This is a genomic window from Streptomyces sp. NA04227, assembly GCF_013364195.1.
In the GTDB taxonomy this organism is placed as follows: domain Bacteria; phylum Actinomycetota; class Actinomycetes; order Streptomycetales; family Streptomycetaceae; genus Streptomyces.
In genome coordinates, this window is record NZ_CP054918.1 from 3,974,288 (window position 1) to 3,999,323 (window position 25,036).

Genomic DNA, 25,036 nt, shown 5'->3' on the forward strand with positions numbered 1-25,036 from the left:
GTCCAGGCATCGTAACGAGGAGTGGAGGGCCGACGTGCCCGGGACCGGGCTTGCGACCGGCGCCGACGGGGCTTTCCCGGGTCCGTTTACCGGGGAGACCCGGGCGGTGACCGCCACGTACCCTTTCCTGTTGTGCCGAATGCCTACGAAGACACCCCCAGCGCCCTCAGCCAGGTACAGCATCGTGCTGTCAGCGAGCTTCTGAGGGTGTCCCCTGTCGCCGACGATCTTGCCCGACGATTCCAGCAGGCGGGCTTCACGCTCGCGCTGGTCGGCGGATCGGTACGGGACGCTCTGCTGGGGCGGCTCGGCAACGACCTGGACTTCACCACCGACGCTCGCCCCGAGGACGTACTGAAGATCGTCCGGCCCTGGGCGGACGCCGTCTGGGAGGTCGGGATCGCCTTCGGCACCGTCGGCGCGCAGAAGGAGGCCACGGTCGGGGACGCGCGGCAGCGCTTCGAGATCGAGATCACCACCTACCGCTCGGAGTCCTACGACCGCACCTCTCGCAAGCCCGAGGTCTCCTACGGCGACTCGATCGAGGAAGATCTGGTCCGCCGTGACTTCACCGTCAACGCCATGGCGGTGGCACTCCCCGAGAAGGAGTTCATCGACCCGCATGGTGGTCTGCGCGACCTGGCGGAGCGCGTACTGCGGACCCCGGCCGCGCCCGAGGACTCCTTCTCCGACGATCCGCTGCGCATGATGCGCGCGGCCCGCTTCGCGGCTCAGCTCGACTTCGATGTCGCCCCGGACGTGGTGGCGGCGATGTCGGCCATGTCCGGCCGTATCGAGATCGTCTCGGCGGAGCGCGTCCGGGACGAACTCAACAAGCTGATCCTCTCCGCGCACCCCCGCAAGGGCCTCGGCCTCCTCGTCGAGAGCGGGCTCGCCGCGCACGTCCTGCCCGAGCTGCCCGCGCTCAGCCTGGAGCGTGACGAGCACCACCGTCACAAGGACGTCTACGAGCACTCGTTGATCGTCCTGGAGCAGGCGATCGACCTGGAGACGGACGGCCCCGATCTGACGCTGCGCCTCGCCGCCCTGCTCCACGACATCGGCAAGCCGCGTACCCGTCGCTTCGAGAAGGACGGCCGGGTCTCCTTCCACCACCACGAGGTGGTCGGCGCGAAGATGACGAAGAAGCGCATGACCCAGCTCAAGTACTCCAACGAGCTGGTGAAGGAGGTCTCCCGGCTCGTCGAACTCCACCTGCGCTTCCACGGCTACGGCGAGGGCGAGTGGACGGACTCGGCGGTGCGCCGCTACGTACGCGATGCCGGGCCCCTGCTCGACCGTCTGCACAAGCTGACCCGCTCGGACTGCACCACGCGCAACAAGCGCAAGGCCAACGCCCTCGCGCGCACCTATGACGGCCTCGAAGAGCGCATCGCCCGTCTCCAGGAACAGGAGGAGCTGGATGCGATCCGCCCCGACCTGGACGGCAACCAGATCATGGAGACGCTCGGTGTGGGTCCGGGTCCGGCCATCGGCAAGGCGTACAAGTTTCTGCTGGAACTGCGGCTGGAGAACGGGCCGATGGAGCAGGACGCCGCTGTGAAGGCGCTCAAGGAGTGGTGGGCGGAGCAGCCTCAGGACTGAGGCCGGCAGGTGACGGAGAGACGAAGCGGCGCCATGTTTCACGTGAAACATGGCGCCGCTTCGGGTTGCACTGGTGGGTGTTTCACGTGAAACACCCACCAGTTACCCAGTACACCCGGAAGCTCAGCGCGGAGAACCCGAGGTTGGACGAGTTGTCGTTGGTGCTCAGAGCTTCTTCAGGCAGAGGAGGAAGTCCTCGCCGTCGCCGCGCTCGCTGTAGAAGTTCTCGAAGTCCTTGGTCTCCTTGGCGCACGCCTCGCTCGCCGCAATCGACGTGAGGTAGGTGCCCTTGACGCGGGCGGTCACCTTGTACTGTGCCTCGCTGCCCTCGCAGTCCACGACCTCGAGGTCCGGGTCGGTGTCGCTCTGGTTTCCACGGTGCATGCAGTCGCCGACCTTCGCGGTCTTCGCGTCATCCTTGCCGGCCACGTACCCGACGATCATCATGCCGCCCACCACGACAACGCCGACGATGCCGAGGATCATCTTGATCTTCTTCTTGTTGTTCGCCGGCGGCGGCACCGGAGCCCCCGGGAACGGGCTGCCCGGCTGCTGCGGGTAGGGAGCGGCGCCCATCGGAGCCGTCTGCCCGTAGGGGTTGCCGCCCTGCGGCTGGCCCGGGGGCGGGGTCTGGGCGAACGGGTTCTGGCCCTGGGGCGGAGTAGTCACGGGGGTCCCCCTCGAACGAGTGGCGCGATGGCGCGGAAGAACTCGCTTAGTGCTGCGCGGATAAGACTCGCGTAAAGCTAGCGGCCGCCTGTGCGAGGGTTCCAACCGAGGGGTGGTCTGTGGCACCGATGTGACAGTTACCTGGAGGCAAAGCGGGCCATAGTCGCCGCAATGGACAGGTAGAGCAGTGCCACCACGAGGACGAGCGGTACGGAGCGTCCGTCCGGCGGGAGTATCAGGGCGGCGACTCCGGCGGCGGCGACGAAGCCGACGTTGAAGAGGACGTCGTAGACGGAGAAGACGCGGCCGCGGAACGTGTCGTCCACGACGGACTGCACCACGGTGTCCGAGGCGATCTTGGAGCCCTGGGTGACCAGCCCGAGGACGAAGGCGGCGACGAGCAGCGGCAGGGGGGCGAAGGTCAGGCCGAGCGCGGGTTCGAGGAGGGCGGCCGCCGCGGCACAGGCCACGATCCAGCCGAGGGGCCCCAGCCTCCGTACGCCGCTGGGTGTCACGAGGGCCGCCGCGAAGAAGCCCGCGCCCGACACGGCCACCGCGAGGCCCAGCATCGCGAGCCCCCGGTCGGCACCGTTCTCGTCGGCGCCGACCGGCGGATCGGTCCAGGCGTACCGGCATAACATGAGCACCATGACGGTCAGCGCGCCGTAGCAGAACCGCATGACCGTCATCGCACCGAGGACCTGGGCGGCGACGCGTCGTTCGCGCAGATGGCGTACTCCGGCGAGCAGCCCGCGCGCCGTGTCCGCCAGCGCGGGCGCGAGCCCGGTGGGCCCCAACTCCCGTTCCGGACCGAGGAGTCCGCGTGCCATGCGCAACGAGGCGAGCGCGGCGCAGAGGTAGAGGGCCGCCCCGATGAGGACGAGGACGGAGTCGGAGTCGGAGAGGGTCAGCCGGACGAGGAAGGCCAGCGCGCCGCCGAGGATGGCCGCGAGCGTTCCGGCCGTGGGCGAGAGGGAGTTGGCGAGGACGAGGTGTTCCCGGTCGACGACGCGCGGCAGGGCGGCCGAGAGGCCGGCGAGGACGAAGCGGTTGACGCCGGTGACGGTCAGGGCCGAGGCGTAGAACAGCCAGTCCGGGGCCCGGTGCAGCATCAGTGCCGCCGTGGCACAGGCCAGTGCCGCCCGGAGCAGATTGCCGTACAGGAAGACCTGACGGCGCTGCCACCGGTCCAGGAGGACTCCGGCGAAGGGCCCGACGAGGGAGTACGGAAGGAGCAGGACCGCCATGGCGGAGGCGATGGCGCCCGGCGAGGCCTGTTCCTCGGGGGAGAAGACGACATAGGTGGCGAGTGCCACCTGGTAGACGCCGTCCGCGCCCTGGGAGAGCAGGCGTACGGCGAGCAGACGCCGGAAGTTCCGCAGACGGAGCAGGGTGCGCAGATCGCCCACGACGGATCCCACAGCGGCCATGGGGCTCAGCCTCACATATGGGGCCGTCCAAAGTGCCGAAGGCGGTCGCACACTTCCCAGTTGGAGGTTCCCAGTTGAACGATTTCGGCGGCAGGACGGCCCGGGAACGCACGAGGTCCCCGGGCGTCGTGCGTTCCCGGGGACCTCGGTGTGCTCAGGAGCGGCGGAACCGGTGGTCCGCCCGAGCTTTGGTCAGCGCTCGACCTCGCCCTTGATGAACTTCTCGACGTTCTCGTAGGCCTCGTCGTCGAAGTACTGCACCGGCGGGGACTTCATGAAGTACGAGGACGCGGAGAGGATCGGGCCGCCGATGCCGCGGTCCTTGGCGATCTTCGCGGCGCGCAGGGCGTCGATGATGACACCGGCCGAGTTCGGGGAGTCCCAGACCTCGAGCTTGTACTCAAGGTTCAGCGGGACGTCACCGAAGGCGCGGCCCTCGAGGCGGACGTAGGCCCACTTGCGGTCGTCGAGCCAGGCCACGTAGTCCGAGGGACCGATGTGGACGTTCTTCTCGCCCAGGTCGCGGTCGGGGATCTGCGAGGTGACGGCCTGCGTCTTCGAGATCTTCTTGGACTCCAGGCGCTCGCGCTCGAGCATGTTCTTGAAGTCCATGTTGCCGCCGACGTTCAGCTGCATGGTGCGCTCGAGGCGGACACCGCGGTCCTCGAACAGCTTCGCCATGACGCGGTGCGTGATGGTGGCGCCGACCTGCGACTTGATGTCGTCACCGACGATCGGGACACCGGCCTCGGTGAACTTGTCGGCCCACTCCTTGGTGCCGGCGATGAAGACCGGGAGGGCGTTGACGAAGGCGACCTTGGCGTCGATGGCGGCCTGGGCGTAGAACTTCGCCGCGTCCTCGGAGCCGACGGGCAGGTAGCAGACGAGGACGTCGACCTGCCTGTCCTTGAGGACCTGGACGACGTCGACCGGGGTCTCGGCGGACTCCTCGATGGTCTGCTGGTAGTACTTGCCCAGACCGTCGAGGGTGTGGCCACGCTGCACGGTCACACCGGTGCTCGGCACGTCGCAGATCTTGATGGTGTTGTTCTCGCTGGCACCGATCGCGTCGGCCAGGTCGAGTCCGACCTTCTTGGCGTCCACGTCGAAGGCGGCGACGAAGTCCACGTCCTTGACGTGGTACTCACCGAACTGCACGTGCATGAGGCCCGGGACCTTGCTGTCCGGGTCGGCGTCCTTGTAGTACTCGACGCCCTGCACCAGCGAGGCGGCGCAGTTGCCCACGCCGACGATGGCTACACGAACCGATCCCATTCCGGTTGCTCCCTGTGTTCTAGGTGTTCCTGGTTTGAGGCTCTGCGGGACGCAGACCCTCAAGTGGCGGTGCCGTCGGACGGATCCGGCCGGGAGCTGTCGCCCCGGTGCCCGGGCCGACCGCCCGTTGCCTGTGTGTCGTCCTGCCGGTCCGGGGCTGCCCCCGTACGGCGCTGGTCGCGTCCCGCCCGCTCGCTCTCGATCAGCTCGTTGAGCCAGCGCACTTCACGCTCCACGGACTCCATGCCATGGCGCTGGAGTTCCAGCGTGTAGTCGTCGAGCCGCTCCCGGGTGCGGGCCAGCGAGGTCCGCATCTTCTCCAGCCGCTCCTCGAGCCGGCTGCGCCTGCCCTCCAGTACGCGCATCCGCACGTCCCGCGAGGTCTGACCGAAGAACGCGAAGCGTGCGGCGAAGGTCTCGTCCTCGTACGCGTCCGGTCCGGTCTGCGCGAGCAGTTCCTCGAAGTGCTCTTTGCCACTCGCGGTGAGCCGGTAGACGATCTTGGCGCGCCGCCCGGCGAGCGGTGCGGCGAGAGCGTCTTCCGTGGAGTTCCCGGGTTCCTCTGTCAACCAGCCGTTGGCCACCAGAGTCTTCAGACACGGATACAGCGAACCGTAGCTGAACGCGCGGAAGACTCCGAGCGAGGTGTTGAGCCGTTTACGCAGCTCATAGCCGTGCATGGGGGACTCTCGCAGCAGGCCGAGCACCGCGAACTCGAGGATGCCGGACCGCCTGCTCACTGGGCCTCCCCTCCGCGTTGCACCGCACTTCACCGACTCGTCGCCCATCGCGCTGCTACTTATCTCGCGCTGATGTATCGACTCGATACATCACGACGATAGAACGGACCGAGGCATGCGACAAGAGGGGGGTTGGTGAACGGCGTCACATCTGGATTCGTCCCAAGCAACTTGCCTGGTTTGGTGCGAAGTTCAACGTTAGGGGGGTTTTGGCGGTGCGTAGTCTGGGCGCCATGCAGACCACTGGGAACCGTGTGACGCCAGACGGCGTCCTCGTCCTGGGTGCTGTGCGGGACGTGACCACCGAGGCAGCACCCGCACTTCGGGGGAAGCCGCACATCCGCAGCCGTTCCAGGCGTACGCGCCTGCCCGAGGAGTAATCGTTCGATGAGCGAGCACCGTCGCAAACCGCCGCAGCCGCACGGCGGCGGACGTGCCGCGGCCAGGCGTGGCACCTCCGGCACACCGTCAGGACATCGCGCGGAACCGCGCGGACCCGAGCCCTCGGGTACCGCCGGAGCTGCGGCGACGCCGTACGGATCCGGAGCGCAAGGCAGCCCGCAGGAGCCCTACCAGGGGCGAGCCGCGGCACGCAAAGCAGCCAAGAACGCCGGGCGTGGCAAGAGGCGTGGGGCCGAGGCCGGTGGCGGAGCTGCCGGCGGCGCCGCGGGCGGCGCGGGACGTGGTGGCCCGGGAGGTCCGTCCGGACCTGGTGGGCCCGGACGCGGCAGGGGCCGTGGCGGCCCCCCGCCCAAGAAGCGCTTCATCGACTACCCGCGAGCGGGCAAGCAGGGCTACAAGCGCTGGGTGCCCTCGTGGAAGCTGGTCACCGGTACCTTCCTCGGCTTCATGGCCGGGCTGATGACGGCCGCGGGCATCGCGTACTCGATGGTGGAGATCCCGAAGGCCAAGGACGCGGCGCAGGCCGAGAACAACGTCTTCTACTGGGACGACAACACGCAGATGGCCGCGACCGGCGGTGAGACGAACCGCCAGATCGTCGGGTTCGAGGAGATCCCGGAGTCCATGCGGAACGCCGTGATCGCGGCCGAGAACGCCTCGTTCTACAGCGACAAGGGCGTCGACCCGATGGGTGTGGCGCGCGCCGTCGTCAACATGGCGAAGGGCGGGGAGACGCAGGGTGGTTCGACCATCACCCAGCAGTACGTGAAGAACACGTACCTGGACCAGAGCCAGACCCTCTCCCGCAAGACCAAGGAACTCTTCATCTCCATCAAGGTCGGCGCCAAGATGGACAAGGACGAGATCCTCGCCGGCTACCTCAACAGCGCCTACTACGGGCGCAACGCCTATGGGATCCAGGCCGCCGCGCAGGCGTACTTCAAGGTTGACGCCAAGGACCTCTCCGAGGAGCAGAGCGTCTTCCTGGCCTGCATGCTGAAGGGTCCGAACCTCTACAACCCGGACGGCGGGGTCGGCAATGCGGCCAATCCGGACGACAACAGGAAGCGGGCCGAGGCGCGCTGGAAGTGGATCCTCGACCGCGAGGTCGAGGTCGGCCGGATGAAGCCGCAGGAGCGGGCGAAGATCGTCAAGTTCCCCAAGCTGGAGAAGCAGGGCTCCACGCTGTCCGGCCAGACCGGCTATCTGATCGATGTCGCCAAGGACTACGTCATCAAGACGAGCGACATCACCGCCGAGCAGCTCGAACGCGGCGGCTATCGCATCTACACCACCTTCAACAAGAAGAGGGTGGCGCAGATGGAGAAGGCGGTCCAGGCCACGAAGAAGGACTTCCTCGATCCCAAGAAGCGGCCGAAGACCGACGATCTGGTGCAGTTCGGCGGCGCCTCCGTCGACCCCAAGACCGGAGCGATCGTCTCGCTCTACGGTGGCGACGGTTACGACAAGGGCCACTACATCAACAACGCCAACACCAAGGGCGTGCCGGTCGGGTCGACCTGGAAGCCGCTGGTCCTGGCCGCGGCCATGGAGCACGGCACGGTCCAGAGCGGCGAGGAGGGCATCTCGCCGAAGAGCCGGTACAACGGCAATGACCTGATCGTGATCAAGGACCGTAACGGCGATCCGATCAAGGGACCGGACGGCGAGCCCTTCCGGCAGAAGAACGAGAGCGCGGAGCCCTTCGGCAACGTCACCTTGACGAAGGCGATGGAGAAATCCATCAACACTCCCTTCGTCCAGCTCGGCATCGACGTCGGCCTGGACAAAACACGGGACCTCGCGAAGAAGACGGGCATCCTCGAGGAGAGCTTCGACAAGGGCAACCTCAACAACGCCTCGTTCTCGCTGGGTACGTCGACGCCGAGCGCGATCCGGATGGCCGACTCGTACGCGACCTTCGCCAATTCGGGTGTGCACTACGAGCCCTACTCGGTCACCAAGGTCATCAAGGACAGCAAGCCGCTGCCGGAGTTCGACAAGCCGAAGTCGGAACTCGCGATGGACCCGAACACCGCGGACACCGTGACCGAGGTACTGGAGAACGTGGTCCAGAACGGCACCGGTAAGAAGGTCAAGGACATCGGCTTCCCGGTGGCGGGCAAGACCGGTACGACGGACAAGAACAAGTCCGCGTGGTTCGTCGGATACACCCGGGAACTGTCCACGGCCGTCACGCTGTTCCGTACCGACCCCAAGGAGGGCAAGCTCCTCTCCATGAACGGCACCGGTGGTGTCCCCTCCATCCATGGTGGTGACATTCCGGCGGTGATCTGGAAGGAGTTCATGGCCCAGGCCATGAAGGACGTGGACGTCCCGGAGGAATTCCCGGAAGCCACGGACACGGGTGAGGTCGTGGGCCCGGTGCCCTCACCGACACCCACTCCCACGCCGAGTGACACCGCGACCGAGTCGCCAAGTCCCACCGAGGAAGAACCGAGCCCCTCGGAGACACCCGATCCCACGCCGACGGAGACCTGTGATCCGTTCGACTGGAACTGCGGTGAGGACGGCGGAACCGATACCGGCGGCGGTGGTGATCCCGGCGGTGCCGATGGCGGAGTGACGCCGACGCCCTCGGACACCGAGACAGATCCAGGCAACGGCAATGGGAACGGCAACGGTGGCCTCTTCGGAGGCAACGGCGGCTGATCCTCACGGGGCAGGTCGCCACGGGCCGCCGCCTCACCGGTCGTGTTTCACGTGAAACGAGGGCTGTCACACCAGGTGTGTGACGGCCCTCGTGGCATGCCGGGGGCCGTACGGCAGGATGGGCGCCATGTCCCGTGCAGAGATGACTCCTTCCAGCGGCACCGAGGCCCCGAGCGAGCCCGTGCGGCCGACCCGCGAGGACGGGATCGCGGCGGCGGGCAGCGAGGTGATCGGCGGACCGCTGGGACTGCGCGCGCTGACCGGCACGTCCTGGTGGCAGCCGGTGCGGGTGATCGCCCTGGTGATGATCGGGATGTTCGCCCTGGGCATGGTGCAGAAGGCGCCCTGCTACGACGGTGGCTGGTTCTTCGGCGCGGGGACGCAGTACACCAAGGCCTGCTACTCCGACATTCCGCACCTCTACCAGGCCCGTGGCTTCGACGACGGCAAGGTGCCGTACTTCGACAAGTTCGAGGGCGACATGGAGTACCTCGAATACCCGGTGCTCACCGGTGTGTTCATGGAGGTGGCCTCCTGGCTGACCCCGGACGACGGCAGCATTCAGTACCAGGAACGCTGGTACTGGATGGTCAACGCCGGGATGCTGATGGCCTGCGCGGTGATCCTGGTGGTCTGCGTGAGCCGGATCCACCGACGCCGCCCCTGGGATGCGCTACTCGTGGCTCTGGCCCCGGCGCTCGCGCTCACCGCCACCATCAACTGGGACCTGCTGGCCGTCGCTCTGACGGCCGCGGCGATGCTGATGTGGTCCCGCGGCCGGGCGCTGGCCTTCGGGGTCTTGCTCGGCCTCGCCACGGCGGCGAAGCTGTACCCCGTCTTCCTTCTCGGGCCCCTGGCCGTGCTGTGTCTGCGGGCGGGAATGCGCAGACAGTACGTGACCGCCCTGCTCGGGACCGCCGGGTCCTGGCTCGTCGTCAACCTGCCGGTGATGCTGCTCGCCCCGGAAGGGTGGTCGAAGTTCTACACCTTCAGCCAGGAACGCGGCGTCGACTTCGGCTCGTTCTGGCTGATCCTCTCGCACAACATGGACAAGCCGTTCAGTACGGAGACCGTAAACAACCTGGCGATGGCCCTCAATCTGCTCGGGGCACTCGGTATCGCGGCACTGACGCTGATGGCACCGCGCCGACCGCGCTTCGCGCAGCTGGCCTTCCTGATCGTCGCGGTCTTCATCCTCACCAACAAGGTCTACTCCCCGCAGTACGTGCTCTGGCTCATCCCGCTCGCCGTACTGGCCCGCCCCCGCTGGCGCGACTTCCTGGTCTGGCAGGCCTGTGAGGTCGCGTACTTCCTCGGGATCTGGATGTACCTCGCCTACACGACCAGCGGCGACAAGCAGCGGGGACTCCCGACCGACGGCTACCACTTCGTCATCGTGGTCCACCTGCTCGGCACGCTCTACCTGTGCGCCCTCGTCGTACGGGACATCCTGTGGCCGGAGCGGGACCCGGTACGGCGCGCGGGCGACGACGACCCCTCTGGCGGCGTCCTGGACGGCGCCGAGGACGTCGTCGTACTCGGCCCTGCCGCACGCGCCCGCAAGGCCGCACACGGTCAGGAGACGCCGTACGGACAGGTGAGTTGGGGCTCCGACGCGTCCTGGCGCTGACCTTCGGCGCTGCCCCGTGGCACCCCACCGCATGCGAAGGGCCTGCCGCACGGTTCCGTGCGGCAGGCCCGATGCCTTTGTGCGGCCGCCCGGTGGGAGCGGCACGCGGCCCGTCTAGCGGTCGACCACCCGGTCGACCGTGGTGGTGGTGTGCCGCAGATGGGCCACCAGTTCGTCGCCCACGGTGGGCTCCGAGGCGTCGGAGGGCACGAACAGGATGGACACCTGCATGTGCGGGGGCTCGGCGAACCAGCGCTGCTTCGCGCTCCACACGAACGGCGAGAGGTTGCGGTTGACGGTCGCGAGTCCGGCGCGGGCCACGCCCTTGGCGCGCGGCATCACACCGCCCAGCGCCTTCGGCGCCTCCAGACCCACGCCGTGCGAAGTGCCGCCTGCCACGACCACCAGGTAGCCGTCCGCGGGCACCTTCTGCTGGCGGTAGCCGAAGCGGTCACCCTTGGCGACCCGGGTCACGTCGAGGACCGCACCGCGGTACTCGGTGGCGTCGTGGTCGCCCAGCCACAGCTGGGTGCCGATGCGCGCACGGAACCGGGTCTGCGGGAACTGCTGCTGGAGCCGGGCGAGTTCGGGCGACTTGAGGTGGCTCACGAACATGGTGTGCAGCGGCAGCCGGGCGGCGCGCAGCCGGTCCATCCAGCCGATGACCTCCTCCACCCCGTCCGAACCGTCGGTGCGGTCTAGCGGCAGATGGATGGCGAAGCCCTCCAGGCGCACGTCCTCGATGGCGGCGTGCAGATGCGGCAGCTCCTGCTCGCTCACCCCGTGCCGCTTCATCGAGGACATCACCTCGATGACCACACGGGCCCCCACCAGGCCGTGCACCCCGTCCACCGACGAGACTGAGCGGATCACCCGGTCCGGCAGCGGAACGGGCTCCTCGCCGCGCCTGAACGGCGTCAGCACCATCAGGTCGCCGCTGAAGTAATCCTTTATCCGGGCGGCCTCGTAGGTGGTGCCCACCGCCAGCACATCCGCGCCGAAACGGGTGGCCTCCTCGGCCAGCCGTTCGTGCCCGAAGCCATAGCCGTTGCCCTTGCAGACCGGAACAATGCCCGGGAACTGCTCCAGCACGTGCTTGTGGTGTGCCCGCCAGCGCGCGGTGTCGACATACAGCGTGAGCGCCATGGCCGGTCCCGGAACCTTTCTGGTCTGCGTGCAGTACGAGGTCTCAGCTAGTACGAGGTCTCAGCGAGACATTGTGCCCCCGACGTGTGAACACGCCGTAGGCAGCGACGGGTTCAGCGACGGGACATGTAGATGTCGAGCGCCTTGTGGAGCAACTTGTTGAGCGGGAAGTCCCACTCACCGAGATACTCGGCCGCCTCACCACCCGTACCCACCTTGAACTGGATCAGGCCGAAGAGATGGTCCTGTTCGTCCAGGGAGTCCGAGATGCCGCGCAGGTCGTACACGGAGGCGCCCAGCGCGTAGGCGTCGCGCAGCATCCGCCACTGCATCGCGTTCGACGGACGCACCTCACGGCCGATGTTGTCGGAGGCCCCGTAGGAGTACCAGACATGGCCGCCGACCACGAGCATCGTCGCCGCGGACAGGTTCACGCCGTTGTGCCGCGCGAAGTACAGCCGCATCCGGTTGGGGTCCTCGGTGTTCAGGGTGCGCCACATCTGCTGGAAGTAACCCAGCGGGCGCGGCCGGAACTTGTCCCGGATCGCGGTGATCTCGTAGAGGCGCTGCCACTCCTCCAGGTCCTGGTAGCCGCCCTGGACCACCTCGACACCGGCCTTCTCGGCCTTCTTGATGTTGCGGCGCCAGAGCTGGTTGAAGCCCTTCTGGACGTCCTCGAGCGAGCGGTCGGCCAGCGGCACCTGGAACACGTAACGCGGCTGGACGTCGCCGAAACCGGCGCCGCCGTCCTCGCCCTGCTGCCAGCCCATGCGCCGCAGCCGGTCCGCGACCTCGAAGGCGCGCGGCTCGATCAGGTCGGCCTCGATGTCGCGCAGCCGCTTGACGTCCGGGTCCTGGATGCCCTTCTTGATCGTCGGCGCCTGCCAGCGCCGGATGACCACCGGCGGGCCCATCTTCACGGAGAACGCGCCCTGCTTCTTGAGGTGCGCGAGCATCGGGCGCAGCCACTCGTCCAGGTTGGGCGCGTACCAGTTGATCACCGGGCCCTCGGGCAGATACGCGAGGTACCGCTTGACCTTCGGCAGCTGCCGGTACAGCACCAGACCCACACCGACGAGCTGGCCGGTGCGCTCGTCGAACCACCCGAGGTTCTCCGCACGCCATTCGCTCTTGACGTCCGCCCACGCCGGAACCTGGCAGTGGCTTGCCGACGGCAGGCTCTGGATGTAGGCCAGATGCTGCTCTCGGCTGATGGTCCGCAGGGTCAGGCTCATTCGGGGTGCTCCTCGGCTGGTGTGTCCCCCGGGCAGGGGCTCCGGCTCTCGCGCGAAGCCTACTGCGCCGCCCCACAGCTCGGTCCGGCCGCACGGGACTTGCCCCGGTCCCCACGCGCAAGTCGCGGGGAACCGGGGCGGGCCGGGAACGCCGCAGGGCGCCCCGGGACGTGCTCAGCCGAGTACGCCGCCGAAGAGTCCGCCGTGTGCCATGCCGATGTAGAACCCCACCGCCGAGGCGACGAGCCCGACGATGAGCCCGAACCGCTCCCTGGTGGTCACCGAGACGAACTGGCCGTACGCGGCCGTCAGGATCCCGATCAGACCGGTCCACGAGCTGAGCAGGTGGAGGCTGTCGAAGATCGACGAGATGATCGCGATCGCGCCGAGGACCAGAGTCGCCGCGAGGAGCGTGTCCTGGAGTGGATGCGGACGATGATCGGTGTTCAGGAGCGAGGCTGAGGGGTTGCGTCGCACTGCGTGTGCCATGGCACCTCCCGACGGAAGCGGCGCATCGTAGCGCCGGTCACATCCGATGCGTACAGACTGCGGCCGGATGCGGCCGGATTTCAACCGGAACCGTGGCTGCGGGTAGTCTTTACCGTCTGCACCGGTGTCTGCCGGGAGCCCGCGCACGGGAAACCTCCGCGGGAACCCCTCCCCGTGCTGCTCACAGCGTCCTTTCGGGCCGTTTGTCAGTGGCGGCCGATACCGTTGCGAACGCATCACGACCCTCCTGCCACGGAACGACCGTGGCCGCTGAGTCCAAAGGAGGTGGGTTCCACATGCGTCACTACGAAGTGATGGTCATCCTCGACCCCGATCTCGAGGAGCGCGCTGTCTCCCCGCTGATCGAGAACTTCCTCTCCGTCGTCCGTGAGGGCAACGGAAAGGTCGAGAAGGTCGACACCTGGGGCCGTCGTCGTCTCTCGTACGAGATCAAGAAGAAGCCCGAGGGCATCTACTCGGTCATCGACCTGCAGGCCGAGCCCGCGATCGTCAAGGAGCTCGACCGTCAGATGAACCTGAACGAGTCGGTCCTCCGGACCAAGGTCCTCCGTCCCGAGACCCACTGAGCTCCGGCTCAGTCGCTCGGGAACCGAGTAGCAGCACAAGCAGCCAGCAGCAACCCCGCCGAGAGGTTCCCCCATGGCAGGCGAGACCGTCATCACGGTCGTCGGCAATCTTGTCGACGACCCCGAGCTGCGCTTCACCCCTTCCGGTGCGGCGGTCGCGAAGTTCCGTGTCGCGTCCACTCCTCGCACCTTCGACCGCCAGACCAATGAGTGGAAGGACGGCGAAAGCCTGTTCCTGACCTGCTCGGTGTGGCGGCAGGCGGCGGAGAACGTCGCCGAGTCGCTCCAGCGCGGCATGCGCGTCATCGTGCAGGGCCGTCTGAAGCAGCGGTCGTACGAGGACCGCGAGGGAGTCAAGCGCACGGTCTACGAGCTCGACGTCGAGGAAGTCGGCGCCAGCTTGAAGAACGCCACGGCCAAGGTCACCAAGACCACGGGCCGCGGTGGCCAGGGCCAGGGCGGATACGGCGGCGGTGGCGGCCAGCAGGGCGGCGGCTGGGGCAACGGCCCCGGTGGCGGTCAGCAGCAGGGCGGCGGCGCTCCCGCCGACGACCCCTGGGCGACCAGCGCGCCGGCCGGTGGCGGTCAGCAGCAGCAGGGCGGCGGCGGTGGCTGGGGCGGCGGCTCCGGCTCCGGTGGCGGCTACTCGGACGAGCCCCCCTTCTAAGGGCGGGCACGTACCCACACTTCTTGATCACACAGGAGAAACACCATGGCGAAGCCGCCTGTGCGCAAGCCTAAGAAGAAGGTCTGCGCATTCTGCAAGGACAAGGTCACGTACGTGGACTACAAGGACACGAACATGCTGCGGAAGTTCATTTCCGACCGCGGCAAGATCCGTGCCCGCCGCGTGACCGGCAACTGCACGCAGCACCAGCGTGACGTCGCCACGGCCGTCAAGAACAGCCGTGAGATGGCGCTGCTGCCCTACACCTCCACCGCGCGATAAGGGAAGGGTGACCGACTCATGAAGATCATCCTCACCCACGAGGTCTCCGGCCTCGGTGCCGCCGGCGAAGTTGTCGACGTCAAGGACGGGTACGCCCGTAACTACCTGATCCCGCGGAACTTCGCGATCCGCTGGACCAAGGGTGGCGAGAAGGACGTCGAGCAGATCCGTCGCGCTCGTAAGATCCACGAGATCGCGACGATCGAGCAGGCCAACGAGATCAAGGCACAGCTCGAGGGCGTCAAGGTCCGTCTGGCCGTGCGCTCCGGCGACGCCGGTCGTCTCTTCGGTTCCGTCACCCCGGCCGATATCGCCTCGGCGATCAAGGCTTCCGGTGGCCCCGACGTCGACAAGCGCCGCATCGAGCTGGGCTCGCCCGTCAAGACCCTGGGCACCCACGCCACGTCCGTGCGTCTGCACCCCGAGGTGGCCGCCAAGGTCAACATCGAGGTCGTGGCTGCCTGATCCGGCTGCTGAGCCTTGTGCTCGGCGCAGGTGAAACGCACACAGAGGCCGCATCCCCACTGGGGGTGCGGCCTCTGTGCTTGTCGTGGCGGGTGCTGAGCGGCGGTGGCGGGCGCCCGAGCCGCGTGCGGCGATGCCGTTTCACGTGAAACATCGCCCGTCTTCGCCCGTCTTCGCTCGCCCTCGCCTTCGCCCGAGCGGTCAGCGGGTGGCGCCGGTGACGATCCACCGGCCGGAGCGACTGCGGAGCCAGAGGGTCAGCATCCGTATCACCATCGTCAGGATCAGTGCGGCCCACAGGGCGGTGAGTCCGCCGCCGAATCCCGGTATCAGCAGGGCGAGCGGGGTGAAGAGCGCCAGCGTCGGGACCATGGCCCAGGCCAGATAGCGGCCGTCGCCCGCACCCATCAGCACACCGTCGAGTACGTAGACCACACCGCAGACCGGCTGGGCGAAGGCGACCAGCAGCAGCGCGGGCAAGGCGGTGTCCTCGACCGCGGAGTCACCGGTGAACAGCGGGATGTAGAGGGGCCGGGCGAGCAGTACGAGCACACCCAGTACCGCTCCCGAGGCGATGCCCCACTGGATCATGCGGCGGCAGGCCTCGCGCGCGCCCTTGGCGTCGCCCGCGCCGAGATAACGGCCGATGATGGCCTGCCCGGCTATCGCGATGGCATCGAGGGCGAAGGCCAGCAGGCTCCACAGGGCGAGGACGATCTGGTGGGCGGCGACATCCGCGTCGCCGAGGCGGGCCGCCACCGTGGTCGTGATGATCAGGATGCCGCGCAGGGAGAGCGTACGGATCAGCAGTGGCGTGCCCGCCTGGGCGCAGGCGCGGATTCCGGCGGCGTCCGGGCGCAGCGAGGCACCGTGCCGCCGGGCGCCGCGCACCACAACGGCGAGGTAGACCGCCGCCATCCCCCACTGCGCGAGAACGGTTCCCCAGGCCGAGCCCGCGATACCGAGATCGGCGCCGTAGACCAGGACGACATTGAGTACCCCGTTGGCCACGAAACCGGCGACGGCGACGTACAGCGGCGTCCTGGTGTCCTGGAGTCCGCGCAGTACACCGGTCGCGGCGAGGACGACGAGCATCGCGGGGATGCCGAGAGCCGAGATGCGCAGATAGGTGGTCGCATGCGGGGCGGCGGTGGACGAGGCGCCGAAGAGGTCCACCAGTGCCGAGGCCGTGCACAGCAGGAACAGCAGGACCGCCGCGCCGAGCAGCAGGGCGAGCCAGATGCCGTCCATGCCCTGGCGGATGGCCGCCCGCAGATCTCCGGCGCCGACCCGGCGGGCGACGGCGGCGGTGGTGGCGTAGGCGAGGAAGACGAAGATGCTGACGCCGGTGGTGAGCAGGCTCGCGGCGATGCCGAGTCCGGCGAGTTGGGCGGTGCCCAGATGGCCGACGATCGCGCTGTCGACCATCACGAAGAGGGGCTCGGCGACCAGCGCTCCGAAGGCCGGGACGGCCAGCGCGATGATCTCTCGGTCGTGCCGTTTCGGGCCGGCCTCGGCCGCCGCGGGAGCCTGTGTCATGGGCATCAATGTAATCTTCCACAGGTAAGAGACGCAATGCCGCAGTGGTCATTACCACTGTGCGGTGCGCGCGGCCGCTCGGGTGGCCACCAAAACGATCTCGCCCAGCGCGGAAAACTTTCTTCTCTGCACAGCCGGTGGATGGTGAATGAGCAGGTCAGAGGCCGTTCTCTGGATGACCTTGAACATTGTTCACAAGGCTGTCCACCGGCTCGTGCACAGGTTTCGCGGGGTTCTCCACAGAGTAAGGCCGTTCATCCACACCACCTGTGGATAACCAGATTGGCTGACGGTGCCGAGGGGCCTACCGTGGAGCGGCACCCGTTCCCCGGAGCCGCTCGGAAAGCGCACAAAACCGACGCGGTCCGCTGTGGAGTCGGGTGCCCTGTGTGTCAGTGCCGTGCCGTAAGAAAGATGGGGCACGGAGGTCCAGCCGGCGGCCGAGAGAAAGGGGGCGGGCGGTGAGCATTTCCGAACCCCCCGTCCAGGGCCCCTGGGCCGACAGCGACGGCGAACGGCTGCCCGGCTCCCGGCGCCGCGACACCGACCAACGCGGCCGCGACAACGGCCGGCGCGGGCGCGACAACGGGCAGCGCGGGCGCGAGGACCAACACGACCGGGGTCAGGACGACTCCGGCTGGGACAGCGGCGGCCCGGCCGCCTTCGAACGCGTTCCCCCGCAGGACCTGGACGCCGAGCAGTCCGTCCTCGGCGGCATGCTCCTGTCCAAGGACGCCATCGCCGACGTCGTCGAGGTCATCAAGGGCCACGACTTCTACCGGCCCGCGCACGAGACGATCTTCCAGGCCGTCCTCGACCTGTACGCGAAGGGCGAGCCCGCCGACCCGATCACGGTCGCCGCCGAACTCACCAAACGCGGCGAGATCACCCGCGTCGGCGGCGCCTCCTACCTGCACACCCTGGTGCAGACCGTCCCCACAGCCGCCAACGCCGAGTACTACGCCGAGATCGTCCACGAACGCGCCGTACTGCGCCGCCTCGTGGAGGCCGGCACCCGTATCACGCAGATGGGATACGCGGCCGACGGCGACGTCGACGAGATCGTCAACAGCGCCCAGGCCGAGATCTACGCCGTCACCGAGCAGCGCACCAGCGAGGACTACCTGCCGCTCGGCGACATCATGGAGGGCGCCCTCGACGAGATCGAGGCGATCGGCTCCCGCAGCGGCGAGATGACCGGAGTCCCCACCGGCTTCACGGACTTCGACTCCCTGACCAACGGCCTGCACCCCGGGCAGATGATCGTGATCGCGGCGCGGCCGGCCATGGGCAAGGCCCTCGCCCTCGACACCCCGCTGCCGACACCGACCGGGTGGACGACCATGGGTGAGGTCACGGTGGGAGACCACCTGATCGACGCCCAGGGCAGGCCCACCCGCGTCGTCGCGGCCACCGACATCATGGTCGGGCGACCCTGCTACCGCCTCACCTTCGACGACGGCACCACTGTGATCGCCGACGCGGAGCACCAGTGGCTCACGGACACCCGGGCGTCCCGCCGGGCCGCGTCGGAGAGTGGTCCCGGCCGACGTGCGTACCCCTCGGTGAAAACCACGAAGGAGATCGCCGAGACCGTCCGTCACCTCACCGACGGCCGGATCAACCACTCGGTCCGCAACGCGGCACCCGTGGACCTGCCCGAGCGCGAACTGCCTGTGGCGCCTTACACGCTGGGTGCATGGCTGGGCGACGGTCACAGCGCGGCCGCCCGGATCACTTCCGCGGATGCCGAGGTCCTGGAGCGGGTGGCGCGGGATGGCATGGGCGTGCTGGGCGACAAGCACATCCCGCAGGACTATCTGCGTGCCTCCCGCGCCCAGCGGCGTGCGCTGCTCGCCGGTCTGCTCGACACGGACGGGACCGTCACGAACGCCGGCTCCGTCCAGTTCACCTCCACCAGCCGGGCCCTCGCCGAAGGGGTCCGTGAGCTCATCGTCAGCCTCGGCTATCGCTGCGGCATGGCCACCAGGCAGGTCAAGGGGCGCTCCGCGGAGTCCTCCACCGCCTACAACCTCAACTTCACGCCTTCCGACTCTGACGTCGTCTTCGGTCTGGAACGCAAGCAGCGCGTACACGAGGAGCGTCGGCGGAAGGCCACACCGCGGCTGACGCAGCGGTACATCGAGCAGGTGGAGCTGATCGAGAGCGTTCCGGTCCGCTGCGTCCAGGTCGACAACGACGACCACATGTACCTGGCCACGCGCTCGATGGTGCCCACGCACAACTCGACGCTCGCCCTGGACTTCGCCCGCGCCGCGTCCATCAAGAACAACCTGCCGAGCGTGATCTTCTCGCTGGAAATGGGCCGCAACGAGATCGCGATGCGGCTGTTGTCCGCCGAGGCGCGGGTCGCGTTGCACCACATGCGCTCGGGCACGATGACCGACGAGGACTGGACACGTCTGGCCCGACGGATGCCGGACGTCTCCGCCGCGCCGCTCTACATCGACGACTCCCCGAACCTGTCGATGATGGAGATCCGGGCCAAGTGCCGCCGCCTCAAGCAGCGCAACGAACTCAAGCTCGTCGTGATCGACTATCTCCAGCTGATGCAGTCCGGCGGCTCCAAGCGGGCCGAGAGCCGTCAGCAGGAAGTCTCCGACATGTCCCGTAACCTCAAGCTCCTCGCCAAGGAGCTGGAGCTCCCGGTCATCGCCCTGTCGCAGCTGAACCGTGGCCCGGAACAGCGCACCGACAAGAAGCCGATGGTCTCCGACCTCCGTGAGAGTGGCTCCATCGAGCAGGACGCCGACATGGTCATCCTGCTCCACCGCGAGGACGCCTACGAGAAGGAGTCCCCGCGCGCGGGCGAGGCGGACCTGATCGTGGCCAAGCACCGTAACGGCCCGACAGCGACGATCACGGTGGCGTTCCAGGGGCACTACTCGCGGTTTGTGGATATGGCGCAGACGTAGGGCTTGTCCGGTGTAAGGTCTCAAATTTCGTGTCGGAATCTCACGGCCGATGTCGGATCGAAGTCGGATCCGACACTGAGTTGAGATTCGCGTTGCTGGTGTGCTCCCGTCAGCGTGTTGGACGGGAGCATCGTGCTGCCGAGGGCAACTCCAACTCGGGAGTGGGGATGGAAGCGACGGTCAGCTTTCGTGGGCACGGTGGTGGGGTTGAAAGGTGTTCCTGCGTCTGTAACACCGGCGTCGCTGCAGCCGTGCCATGACGCTGACCCCCTTAGGACGGAGGGTGCTCAGAGCTATTCGTCGGAAAGGCGATGAAAGGCTCCGTCGAACTCTCCCGACGCAAGCAGCTTGGCGATCACGCCCACCATGCCTTGGATGCCAGGTTCGCGAACGATCAGCCCGTCCGAGCACCAGAAGCACCGGCCCCCTGCCGCTTCTCCGGTCCCCTCCCACCTCATCATCAGCCGGTCCACCTCGGCGAGGGTGAAGATCGTCGCACTCCAGCGGGAGTCATCGGGGAGGTGAACCTCGACATCCACATTGCAGACCTCATCGAGCACCTCGTCGGGACTCGGGAGGAACAGTGCCTCGAATCCTTCGGCGAGGACACGGTAATAGGGGCCGTCCCATCCGGCGTCGGTCCGCAGTTTGCTCGTCGTGGTGGTCACAGCAGGAGCATCCCAGTAGTCCAGATGACCATCCACAGGAATTGGGCACCACAGCGGCTGGCGCGCAGACCGCCGCCATCATGGGCGCGTGAAGACATGGATGCGCTGCTACTGGGACGAGGAAGATGTCTGGTTCTACTTTGAGGTCGACGCCGAAGGCTGGGTGATCCGGCAGGTCGAACTCCAAGGGCCTGAGCTGACCCCGATCGCAGCTACCTCCGTCGTCGAGTGGCAGCGGGCCCGCGACGCAGGCCACCTCGATGAGTACGACAGCAGGTTCGGGATCACAGCCGAGCTGCCCGTCTCGGAATGGGAAGGCCACCACCCCGAACAACTCACCTCCGAGGAGTTCGAGGAAGTCTGGGGTCCTGCCCGTCAGCAGCATCCCGGCTCATCTGACGTCTCGGCGCCGCACAGGCTTCTTGGCATCATCGCGACATGACCCCGACACTTCCGCGCACCATCCGAGCCGTGGACACCGCTCAGCTCCTTGATCTGGCCCAGGAGGCCGCCATGCACGGCTTCAGTCAGCGCCTTCCGGTCGACTGGCTCCAAGAGCACCTCGCCCCAATGGCGACGCACTACCTGTTCCCGACGCTCGTGCAGCGGCTCACGCACCGTCCCGAAATGCCGCTGCAGTGGAGGTGCCAGCAACTGCTGACTGTCAGCACCGGCGAACAGATCTGGGGTCTCCTCGACGTTCTTCCCGACACCTTCGACAAGATCCCGGAGACCTTGGACACGGCGTCCAAGAAGGACATCGTCAGCCGCATCGAGCGAGCAGTGAAGGTGCGTGGGTGGATGGAACGGATGGCTGCCGATGCAGGTTCGTGACGCCCTGGACAGTGGTGGAGGCGGCTGGACAGCCTGAGGAAATGACACCGCTCTGAGACAGCCGCCTGCCGACATGTCGTGAGACTGAGGGGGAACGTCCAGGTCACAGCGTCGGCGCATGACACCGAAAGCGAGAACCTACATCCGGGGCGCGAGTGCCGTAGTGCCTCAGAGTTCCGTGTTCCGTATTGGCGTTGCAAGGCCGACGTCCGGAAGACCGGGCGGCCGCACCGGGAACAGCCGGTCCGGTCGGCACAGTTGCACCGACCGGGGGACCTGCGCCGCACGGGCGGGTAACACGGGCAGCTGGCACGGAGACCACAAGGTCGCACGGAGACCACGAGGTCGTCCGTCCCGGAGGGATCCGGGCCCCAGGACGGACCCCAGGACGCGGTACGCCCGCCGCGCACTCGGACCGAGACGTATTTCCGCTATCCGCTTTCCGCAGGAGGACTGTTTCATGACTGACCGGCCTTTGACGCTCATGGCAGTGCACGCCCACCCCGACGACGAGGCCAGCGGAACCGGAGGGGTCCTCGCGCGGTACGCGGCGGAGGGGATCCGCACGGTTCTCGTGACGTGTACGGACGGCGGTTGCGGTGACGGACCGGGGGGTGTCAAGCCGGACGATCCCGGTCACGATCCGGCGGCGGTCGCCTTGATGCGCCGTCGGGAACTCGAGGCGAGCTGTGAGGTCCTGAAGGTCAGTGATCTGGAGATGCTGGGCTATGCCGACTCCGGGATGATGGGCTGGCCGAGCAACGACGCCCCCGGATCCTTCTGGCGGACCCCCGTGGCGGAAGGCGCGGCCCGGCTCGCGGAACTCATGCGGCACTACCGGCCCGATGTGGTCGTCACGTACGACGAGAACGGCTTCTACGGCCACCCCGACCACATCCAGGCCCACCGCATCACGATGGCGGCGCTGGAGATGACCGAGCTGACGCCGAAGGTGTACTGGACCACGGCGCCCCACTCGATGGTGCGGCGGTTCGGCGAGCTCATGAGCGAGTTTCACGAGGACATGCCGGAGCCGGATCCGGCCGAGGCCGCCGCGCTGGCCGAGATTGGCCTCCCCGACGACGAGATCAGCACGTGGGTGGACACCACCGCGTTCAGCGGTCAGAAGTTCGACGCGTTGGCCGCGCACGCCAGTCAGGGCGAGAACATCTTCTTCCTCAGGATGGGCAAGGAGAAGTTCGGCGAGCTGATGGGCATGGAGACCTTCGTACGTGTCCAGGACGCCACCGGCGCGGCCGTACCGGAGAACGATCTCTTCGCCGGACTGCGCTGATCCGCCCGCCTGCCCGCCTGCCCGACCGACCGACCGTAGGGAGCGGGTCCGCCACGCCCGCTCCCTACGGGTGCAGTTCCACCGTGATGTGCGGCGACAGCGCGCGGAGGAAGTCGGGTGCGTCGAAGAGTGCGCCCGCCGAGGTGACGCCGAGCCCTGTGGCCCGCCCGGCGGCCTGACCGGCGGCCTCCCCGGTCGTCCGTACGGCGGCCTCTCCGGTCGTCCGCACGGCGGTCCGCCCGGTCAGGATGCGGTGGACCGCTTCCACGGCGAGGGGCGCGGTGACGGCGTAGATGTCCTGGCCGTGGGCGACGGCGCGGCGTTCGGTGTCGCCGGAGCGTACGACGACCTCGACGAGGAAGGTCTGTGCGGAGCGCCCGTGGGCGTCGACGGCGGTGGGGGTCGGTGAGTCCGCGGCCACCACGCCGTCGGCCGCCTCGGTCGTCATGTAGGTGCGCACCTCGGGGATGGGCAGGTGGCTGGGGATGGTGACGACGTCGGCCATCGTGAACTCGCCGATGACCGGCCGGGGGCCCACCGGGTCGGGGAAGTGCCACTGAAGGGTGGGCAGGTCGTCGGTGTGGTACTCCAACTGCCCCTTGGTGAAGCGGACTCGGCGGCCGCCGCGCCGTTCGACGGAGACCTTGCCCGCGAGGCGCGTCCCCTCCGTGGGGTGCCAGCCGTTCAGCCCGTAGGCGATGTGGGCTTCGTCGGCCTTGGTCCAGTCGCCCATCGCGGCGGTGGCGAGCAGGTCGCCGAGGCCGCCGTAGAAGGCCATCGCGGGGACGATCACCGCGCCCCGCTCGCGGGCGCGGTCCGTGAAGTGCGCGAAGGTGTCGGCGTTGGCCTCGATCTCGGCCGCCACGTCGACGTAGGGGATGGTGGCGCGCAGTGCGGCTTCGATCAGGGGTGCGGCCGTGGTGGCGAAGGGGCCCGCGCAGTTGATGACGGCCGCCGAGCCGGTCAGCGCGTGGTCCAGTGCCGCCGGGTCGTCGACGGATGCGGGGCGGACGTCGAGTCCGGGGTGCCGGTCCGCGAGTGTGCGGAGCTTGTGGGCGTCGCGCCCGGCCAGGACCGGGACGAATCCACGCTCGCGCAGGTGTGCCACCACGAAGCGGCCGGTGTGCCCGTAGGCGCCGTAGACCGTGACTGTCTGTCCTGCTGCCATGACGTCGTCTCCTTGAGTGCTGTGCTTCAACCGACAGGTGATTGCCGGTTGTTGACCGCCGACCGACCACCTCCGACCGGCAATCGCCGCTTGCCGATTGCCGATTGCCGATGGCTGATGGCTGATCAACTGGAACCATCCTGATCTGGTTGAACAGGCAACAGTGAGTGTCCGGAACGACATGCCTCGTACAATTACGGACATGAGATCTGTCGCGCTGGCCGTCACCGACGGGATGCTGCACTTCGAGTTGTCGGTGGCCTACGAGGTCTTCGGCTCCGCGCCGGACGCGGTCACCGTCCCCTGGTACGACCTCATGGTCTGCGGGCCGGACACCGTGTCCTTCGGCCCTTTTCAACTGGCGCCCGACCACGGCCTCGACCGCCTCCCGAGCGCCGACACGGTGATCGTCCCCGGCTGGGCCGACGTCGACGTGGCCCCGCCCGCCGATCTGGTCGACGCGCTGCGCGCGGCCCGGGAACGCGGTGCGCGCGTGGTCTCCCTCTGCACGGGCGCGTTCGTACTGGCCGCGGCCGGTGTCCTGGACGGCGGGCGTGCCACCACGCACTGGGCGCACACCGACGTCCTGGCCGCCCGCCATCCCGAGGTGGAGGTCGACCCGGACGTGCTCTACGTGGACAACGGCAGCGTGCTCACCTCGGCGGGCAAGGCCGCGGCCCTGGACCTGTGCCTGCACCTCGTCCGGCTCGACTACGGCTCGGCGATCGCCAACACCGTCGCCCGCCGCCTGGTCGTGCCACCGCACCGGTCCGGCGGCCAGGCCCAGTTCGTCACCGCCCCCGTGCCCGACGAGGACGGCCACCCCCTGACCTCCCTGTTCCCCTGGATCATCGAACGCCTCGACCAGCCGCTGACCGTGGAGGACCTAGCCCGCCGGGCCGGTATGAGCTCACGCCACCTGGGCCGCCACTTCCGCGCGGCCACCGGCACCACGCCGCTGCAATGGCTCCTCGCGCAGCGCATCCGGCACGCCCAGGAACTCCTGGAGAAGACCGACGACAGCGTCGACACCATCGCCACGGCCACAGGTATGGGCACCGCCACCACCCTGCGCCGCCACTTCAACCGCACCCTCGGCGTCCCGCCGGACACTTACCGCCGGACCTTCCGCACGGGAGCGGGCCGCACGGCGGAGCCGGAGGCGGCCCGCGTGGCGCCGGGGGCGAAGACCCGGTGAGCGGACTGAGCGGACTGAACGGACGGAGTGGGCTGAGTGGGCTGAGTGGGCTGAGCGGACCCGGCGAAGGCACCCGCGATTGGCTCTTCCTAATACCCCTAGGA

General features: G+C 68.0%; 22 protein-coding genes. 12 read left to right on the forward strand and 10 right to left on the reverse strand.

What is annotated here, in order from left to right; translation table 11 throughout:
- Positions 1-132: 132 nt before the first annotated feature.
- Positions 133-1,605 carry a CCA tRNA nucleotidyltransferase gene (locus HUT18_RS16875; protein ID WP_176101471.1) on the forward strand — a complete coding sequence of 491 codons (1,473 nt, stop codon included), beginning with the start codon at positions 133-135 and terminating at the stop codon, positions 1,603-1,605.
- 165 nt (positions 1,606-1,770) lie between these two features.
- Here HUT18_RS16875 and HUT18_RS16880 read toward each other — a convergent pair whose 3' ends face one another.
- The 4 genes from HUT18_RS16880 to HUT18_RS16895 form a co-directional block, all read right to left on the reverse strand.
- Complete coding sequence (locus tag HUT18_RS16880) at positions 1,771-2,274, reverse strand: hypothetical protein (protein WP_176101472.1); 504 nt, start codon at positions 2,272-2,274, stop codon at positions 1,771-1,773.
- 137 nt (positions 2,275-2,411) lie between these two features.
- Positions 2,412-3,704, reverse strand: a complete 1,293-nt coding sequence (locus HUT18_RS16885; RefSeq protein WP_176101473.1) for an MFS transporter — start codon at positions 3,702-3,704, stop codon at positions 2,412-2,414.
- A 192-nt stretch (positions 3,705-3,896) separates the two neighbouring features.
- Positions 3,897-4,979, reverse strand: a complete 1,083-nt coding sequence (locus HUT18_RS16890) for an inositol-3-phosphate synthase (protein WP_176101474.1) — start codon at positions 4,977-4,979, stop codon at positions 3,897-3,899.
- A 59-nt stretch (positions 4,980-5,038) separates the two neighbouring features.
- Entirely contained in the window at positions 5,039-5,719 is a 681-nt protein-coding gene (locus HUT18_RS16895; RefSeq protein WP_176101475.1) for a PadR family transcriptional regulator, read from the reverse strand.
- Between the two features lie 387 nt (positions 5,720-6,106).
- Here HUT18_RS16895 and HUT18_RS16900 point away from each other — a divergent pair, with 387 nt between their 5' ends.
- Positions 6,107-8,794, forward strand: a complete 2,688-nt coding sequence (locus HUT18_RS16900) for a transglycosylase domain-containing protein (RefSeq protein WP_176101476.1) — start codon at positions 6,107-6,109, stop codon at positions 8,792-8,794.
- Positions 8,795-8,921: 127 nt separating this feature from the next.
- Positions 8,922-10,424, forward strand: coding sequence for a glycosyltransferase family 87 protein (locus HUT18_RS16905; RefSeq protein WP_176101477.1), 1,503 nt, complete (start codon positions 8,922-8,924; stop codon positions 10,422-10,424).
- Between the two features lie 114 nt (positions 10,425-10,538).
- Here HUT18_RS16905 and HUT18_RS16910 read toward each other — a convergent pair whose 3' ends face one another.
- From HUT18_RS16910 to HUT18_RS16920, 3 genes are all read right to left on the reverse strand, one after another.
- Entirely contained in the window at positions 10,539-11,570 is a 1,032-nt protein-coding gene (locus tag HUT18_RS16910) for an alanine racemase (RefSeq protein WP_176101478.1), read from the reverse strand.
- A 113-nt stretch (positions 11,571-11,683) separates the two neighbouring features.
- Entirely contained in the window at positions 11,684-12,805 is a 1,122-nt protein-coding gene (locus HUT18_RS16915) for a peptidoglycan bridge formation glycyltransferase FemA/FemB family protein (protein ID WP_176101479.1), read from the reverse strand.
- A 174-nt stretch (positions 12,806-12,979) separates the two neighbouring features.
- Complete coding sequence (locus HUT18_RS16920; protein ID WP_176101480.1) at positions 12,980-13,294, reverse strand: hypothetical protein; 315 nt, start codon at positions 13,292-13,294, stop codon at positions 12,980-12,982.
- A 296-nt stretch (positions 13,295-13,590) separates the two neighbouring features.
- Between HUT18_RS16920 and rpsF the strand changes: the two genes are divergently transcribed.
- The 4 genes from rpsF to rplI all read left to right on the forward strand — a co-directional run bounded on the left by rpsF (position 13,591) and on the right by rplI (position 15,295).
- Complete coding sequence (rpsF, locus tag HUT18_RS16925) at positions 13,591-13,881, forward strand: 30S ribosomal protein S6 (RefSeq protein ID WP_073787253.1); 291 nt, start codon at positions 13,591-13,593, stop codon at positions 13,879-13,881.
- A gap of 73 nt (positions 13,882-13,954) precedes the next feature.
- Positions 13,955-14,548, forward strand: coding sequence for a single-stranded DNA-binding protein (locus HUT18_RS16930; protein WP_176101481.1), 594 nt, complete (start codon positions 13,955-13,957; stop codon positions 14,546-14,548).
- A 45-nt stretch (positions 14,549-14,593) separates the two neighbouring features.
- Positions 14,594-14,830 (forward strand): 30S ribosomal protein S18, encoded by a 237-nt coding sequence (gene rpsR / locus HUT18_RS16935; RefSeq protein ID WP_003949403.1) that lies wholly within the window; start codon positions 14,594-14,596, stop codon positions 14,828-14,830.
- A gap of 18 nt (positions 14,831-14,848) precedes the next feature.
- A complete protein-coding gene (gene rplI / locus HUT18_RS16940) occupies positions 14,849-15,295 on the forward strand; it encodes a 50S ribosomal protein L9 (protein WP_176101482.1) in 447 nt (148 codons plus the stop codon).
- Positions 15,296-15,496: 201 nt separating this feature from the next.
- Here the strand turns inward: rplI and HUT18_RS16945 are convergent, their stop codons facing one another.
- A complete protein-coding gene (locus HUT18_RS16945; protein WP_176101483.1) occupies positions 15,497-16,834 on the reverse strand; it encodes an MATE family efflux transporter in 1,338 nt (445 codons plus the stop codon).
- A 461-nt stretch (positions 16,835-17,295) separates the two neighbouring features.
- Between HUT18_RS16945 and dnaB the strand changes: the two genes are divergently transcribed.
- Positions 17,296-19,770: a replicative DNA helicase gene (dnaB, locus tag HUT18_RS16950; RefSeq protein ID WP_303246544.1), complete on the forward strand. Its 2,475-nt coding sequence runs from the start codon at positions 17,296-17,298 to the stop codon at positions 19,768-19,770.
- Between the two features lie 293 nt (positions 19,771-20,063).
- Here the strand turns inward: dnaB and HUT18_RS16955 are convergent, their stop codons facing one another.
- The gene (locus tag HUT18_RS16955; protein WP_176101484.1) at positions 20,064-20,438 is read right to left on the reverse strand and encodes a hypothetical protein; all 375 of its coding nucleotides are present in this window, start codon (positions 20,436-20,438) and stop codon (positions 20,064-20,066) included.
- A gap of 88 nt (positions 20,439-20,526) precedes the next feature.
- On the opposite strand from HUT18_RS16955, the gene HUT18_RS16960 reads away from it, so the two are divergent.
- The 3 genes from HUT18_RS16960 to HUT18_RS16970 all read left to right on the forward strand — a co-directional run bounded on the left by HUT18_RS16960 (position 20,527) and on the right by HUT18_RS16970 (position 22,566).
- Positions 20,527-20,880 carry a hypothetical protein gene (locus HUT18_RS16960; RefSeq protein WP_176101485.1) on the forward strand — a complete coding sequence of 118 codons (354 nt, stop codon included), beginning with the start codon at positions 20,527-20,529 and terminating at the stop codon, positions 20,878-20,880.
- Positions 20,877-21,272, forward strand: coding sequence for a hypothetical protein (locus HUT18_RS16965; RefSeq protein WP_176101486.1), 396 nt, complete (start codon positions 20,877-20,879; stop codon positions 21,270-21,272). The genes HUT18_RS16960 and HUT18_RS16965 overlap by 4 nt, the downstream gene beginning before the upstream one ends.
- Before the next feature lie 460 nt (positions 21,273-21,732).
- Positions 21,733-22,566, forward strand: a complete 834-nt coding sequence (locus tag HUT18_RS16970) for a PIG-L family deacetylase (protein ID WP_176101487.1) — start codon at positions 21,733-21,735, stop codon at positions 22,564-22,566.
- Between the two features lie 64 nt (positions 22,567-22,630).
- Here the strand turns inward: HUT18_RS16970 and HUT18_RS16975 are convergent, their stop codons facing one another.
- Positions 22,631-23,734, reverse strand: coding sequence for a trans-acting enoyl reductase family protein (locus HUT18_RS16975; protein WP_176101488.1), 1,104 nt, complete (start codon positions 23,732-23,734; stop codon positions 22,631-22,633).
- Positions 23,735-23,936: 202 nt separating this feature from the next.
- Here HUT18_RS16975 and HUT18_RS16980 point away from each other — a divergent pair, with 202 nt between their 5' ends.
- Positions 23,937-24,932, forward strand: a complete 996-nt coding sequence (locus HUT18_RS16980; protein WP_176101489.1) for a helix-turn-helix domain-containing protein — start codon at positions 23,937-23,939, stop codon at positions 24,930-24,932.
- Positions 24,933-25,036: the final 104 nt, after the last annotated feature.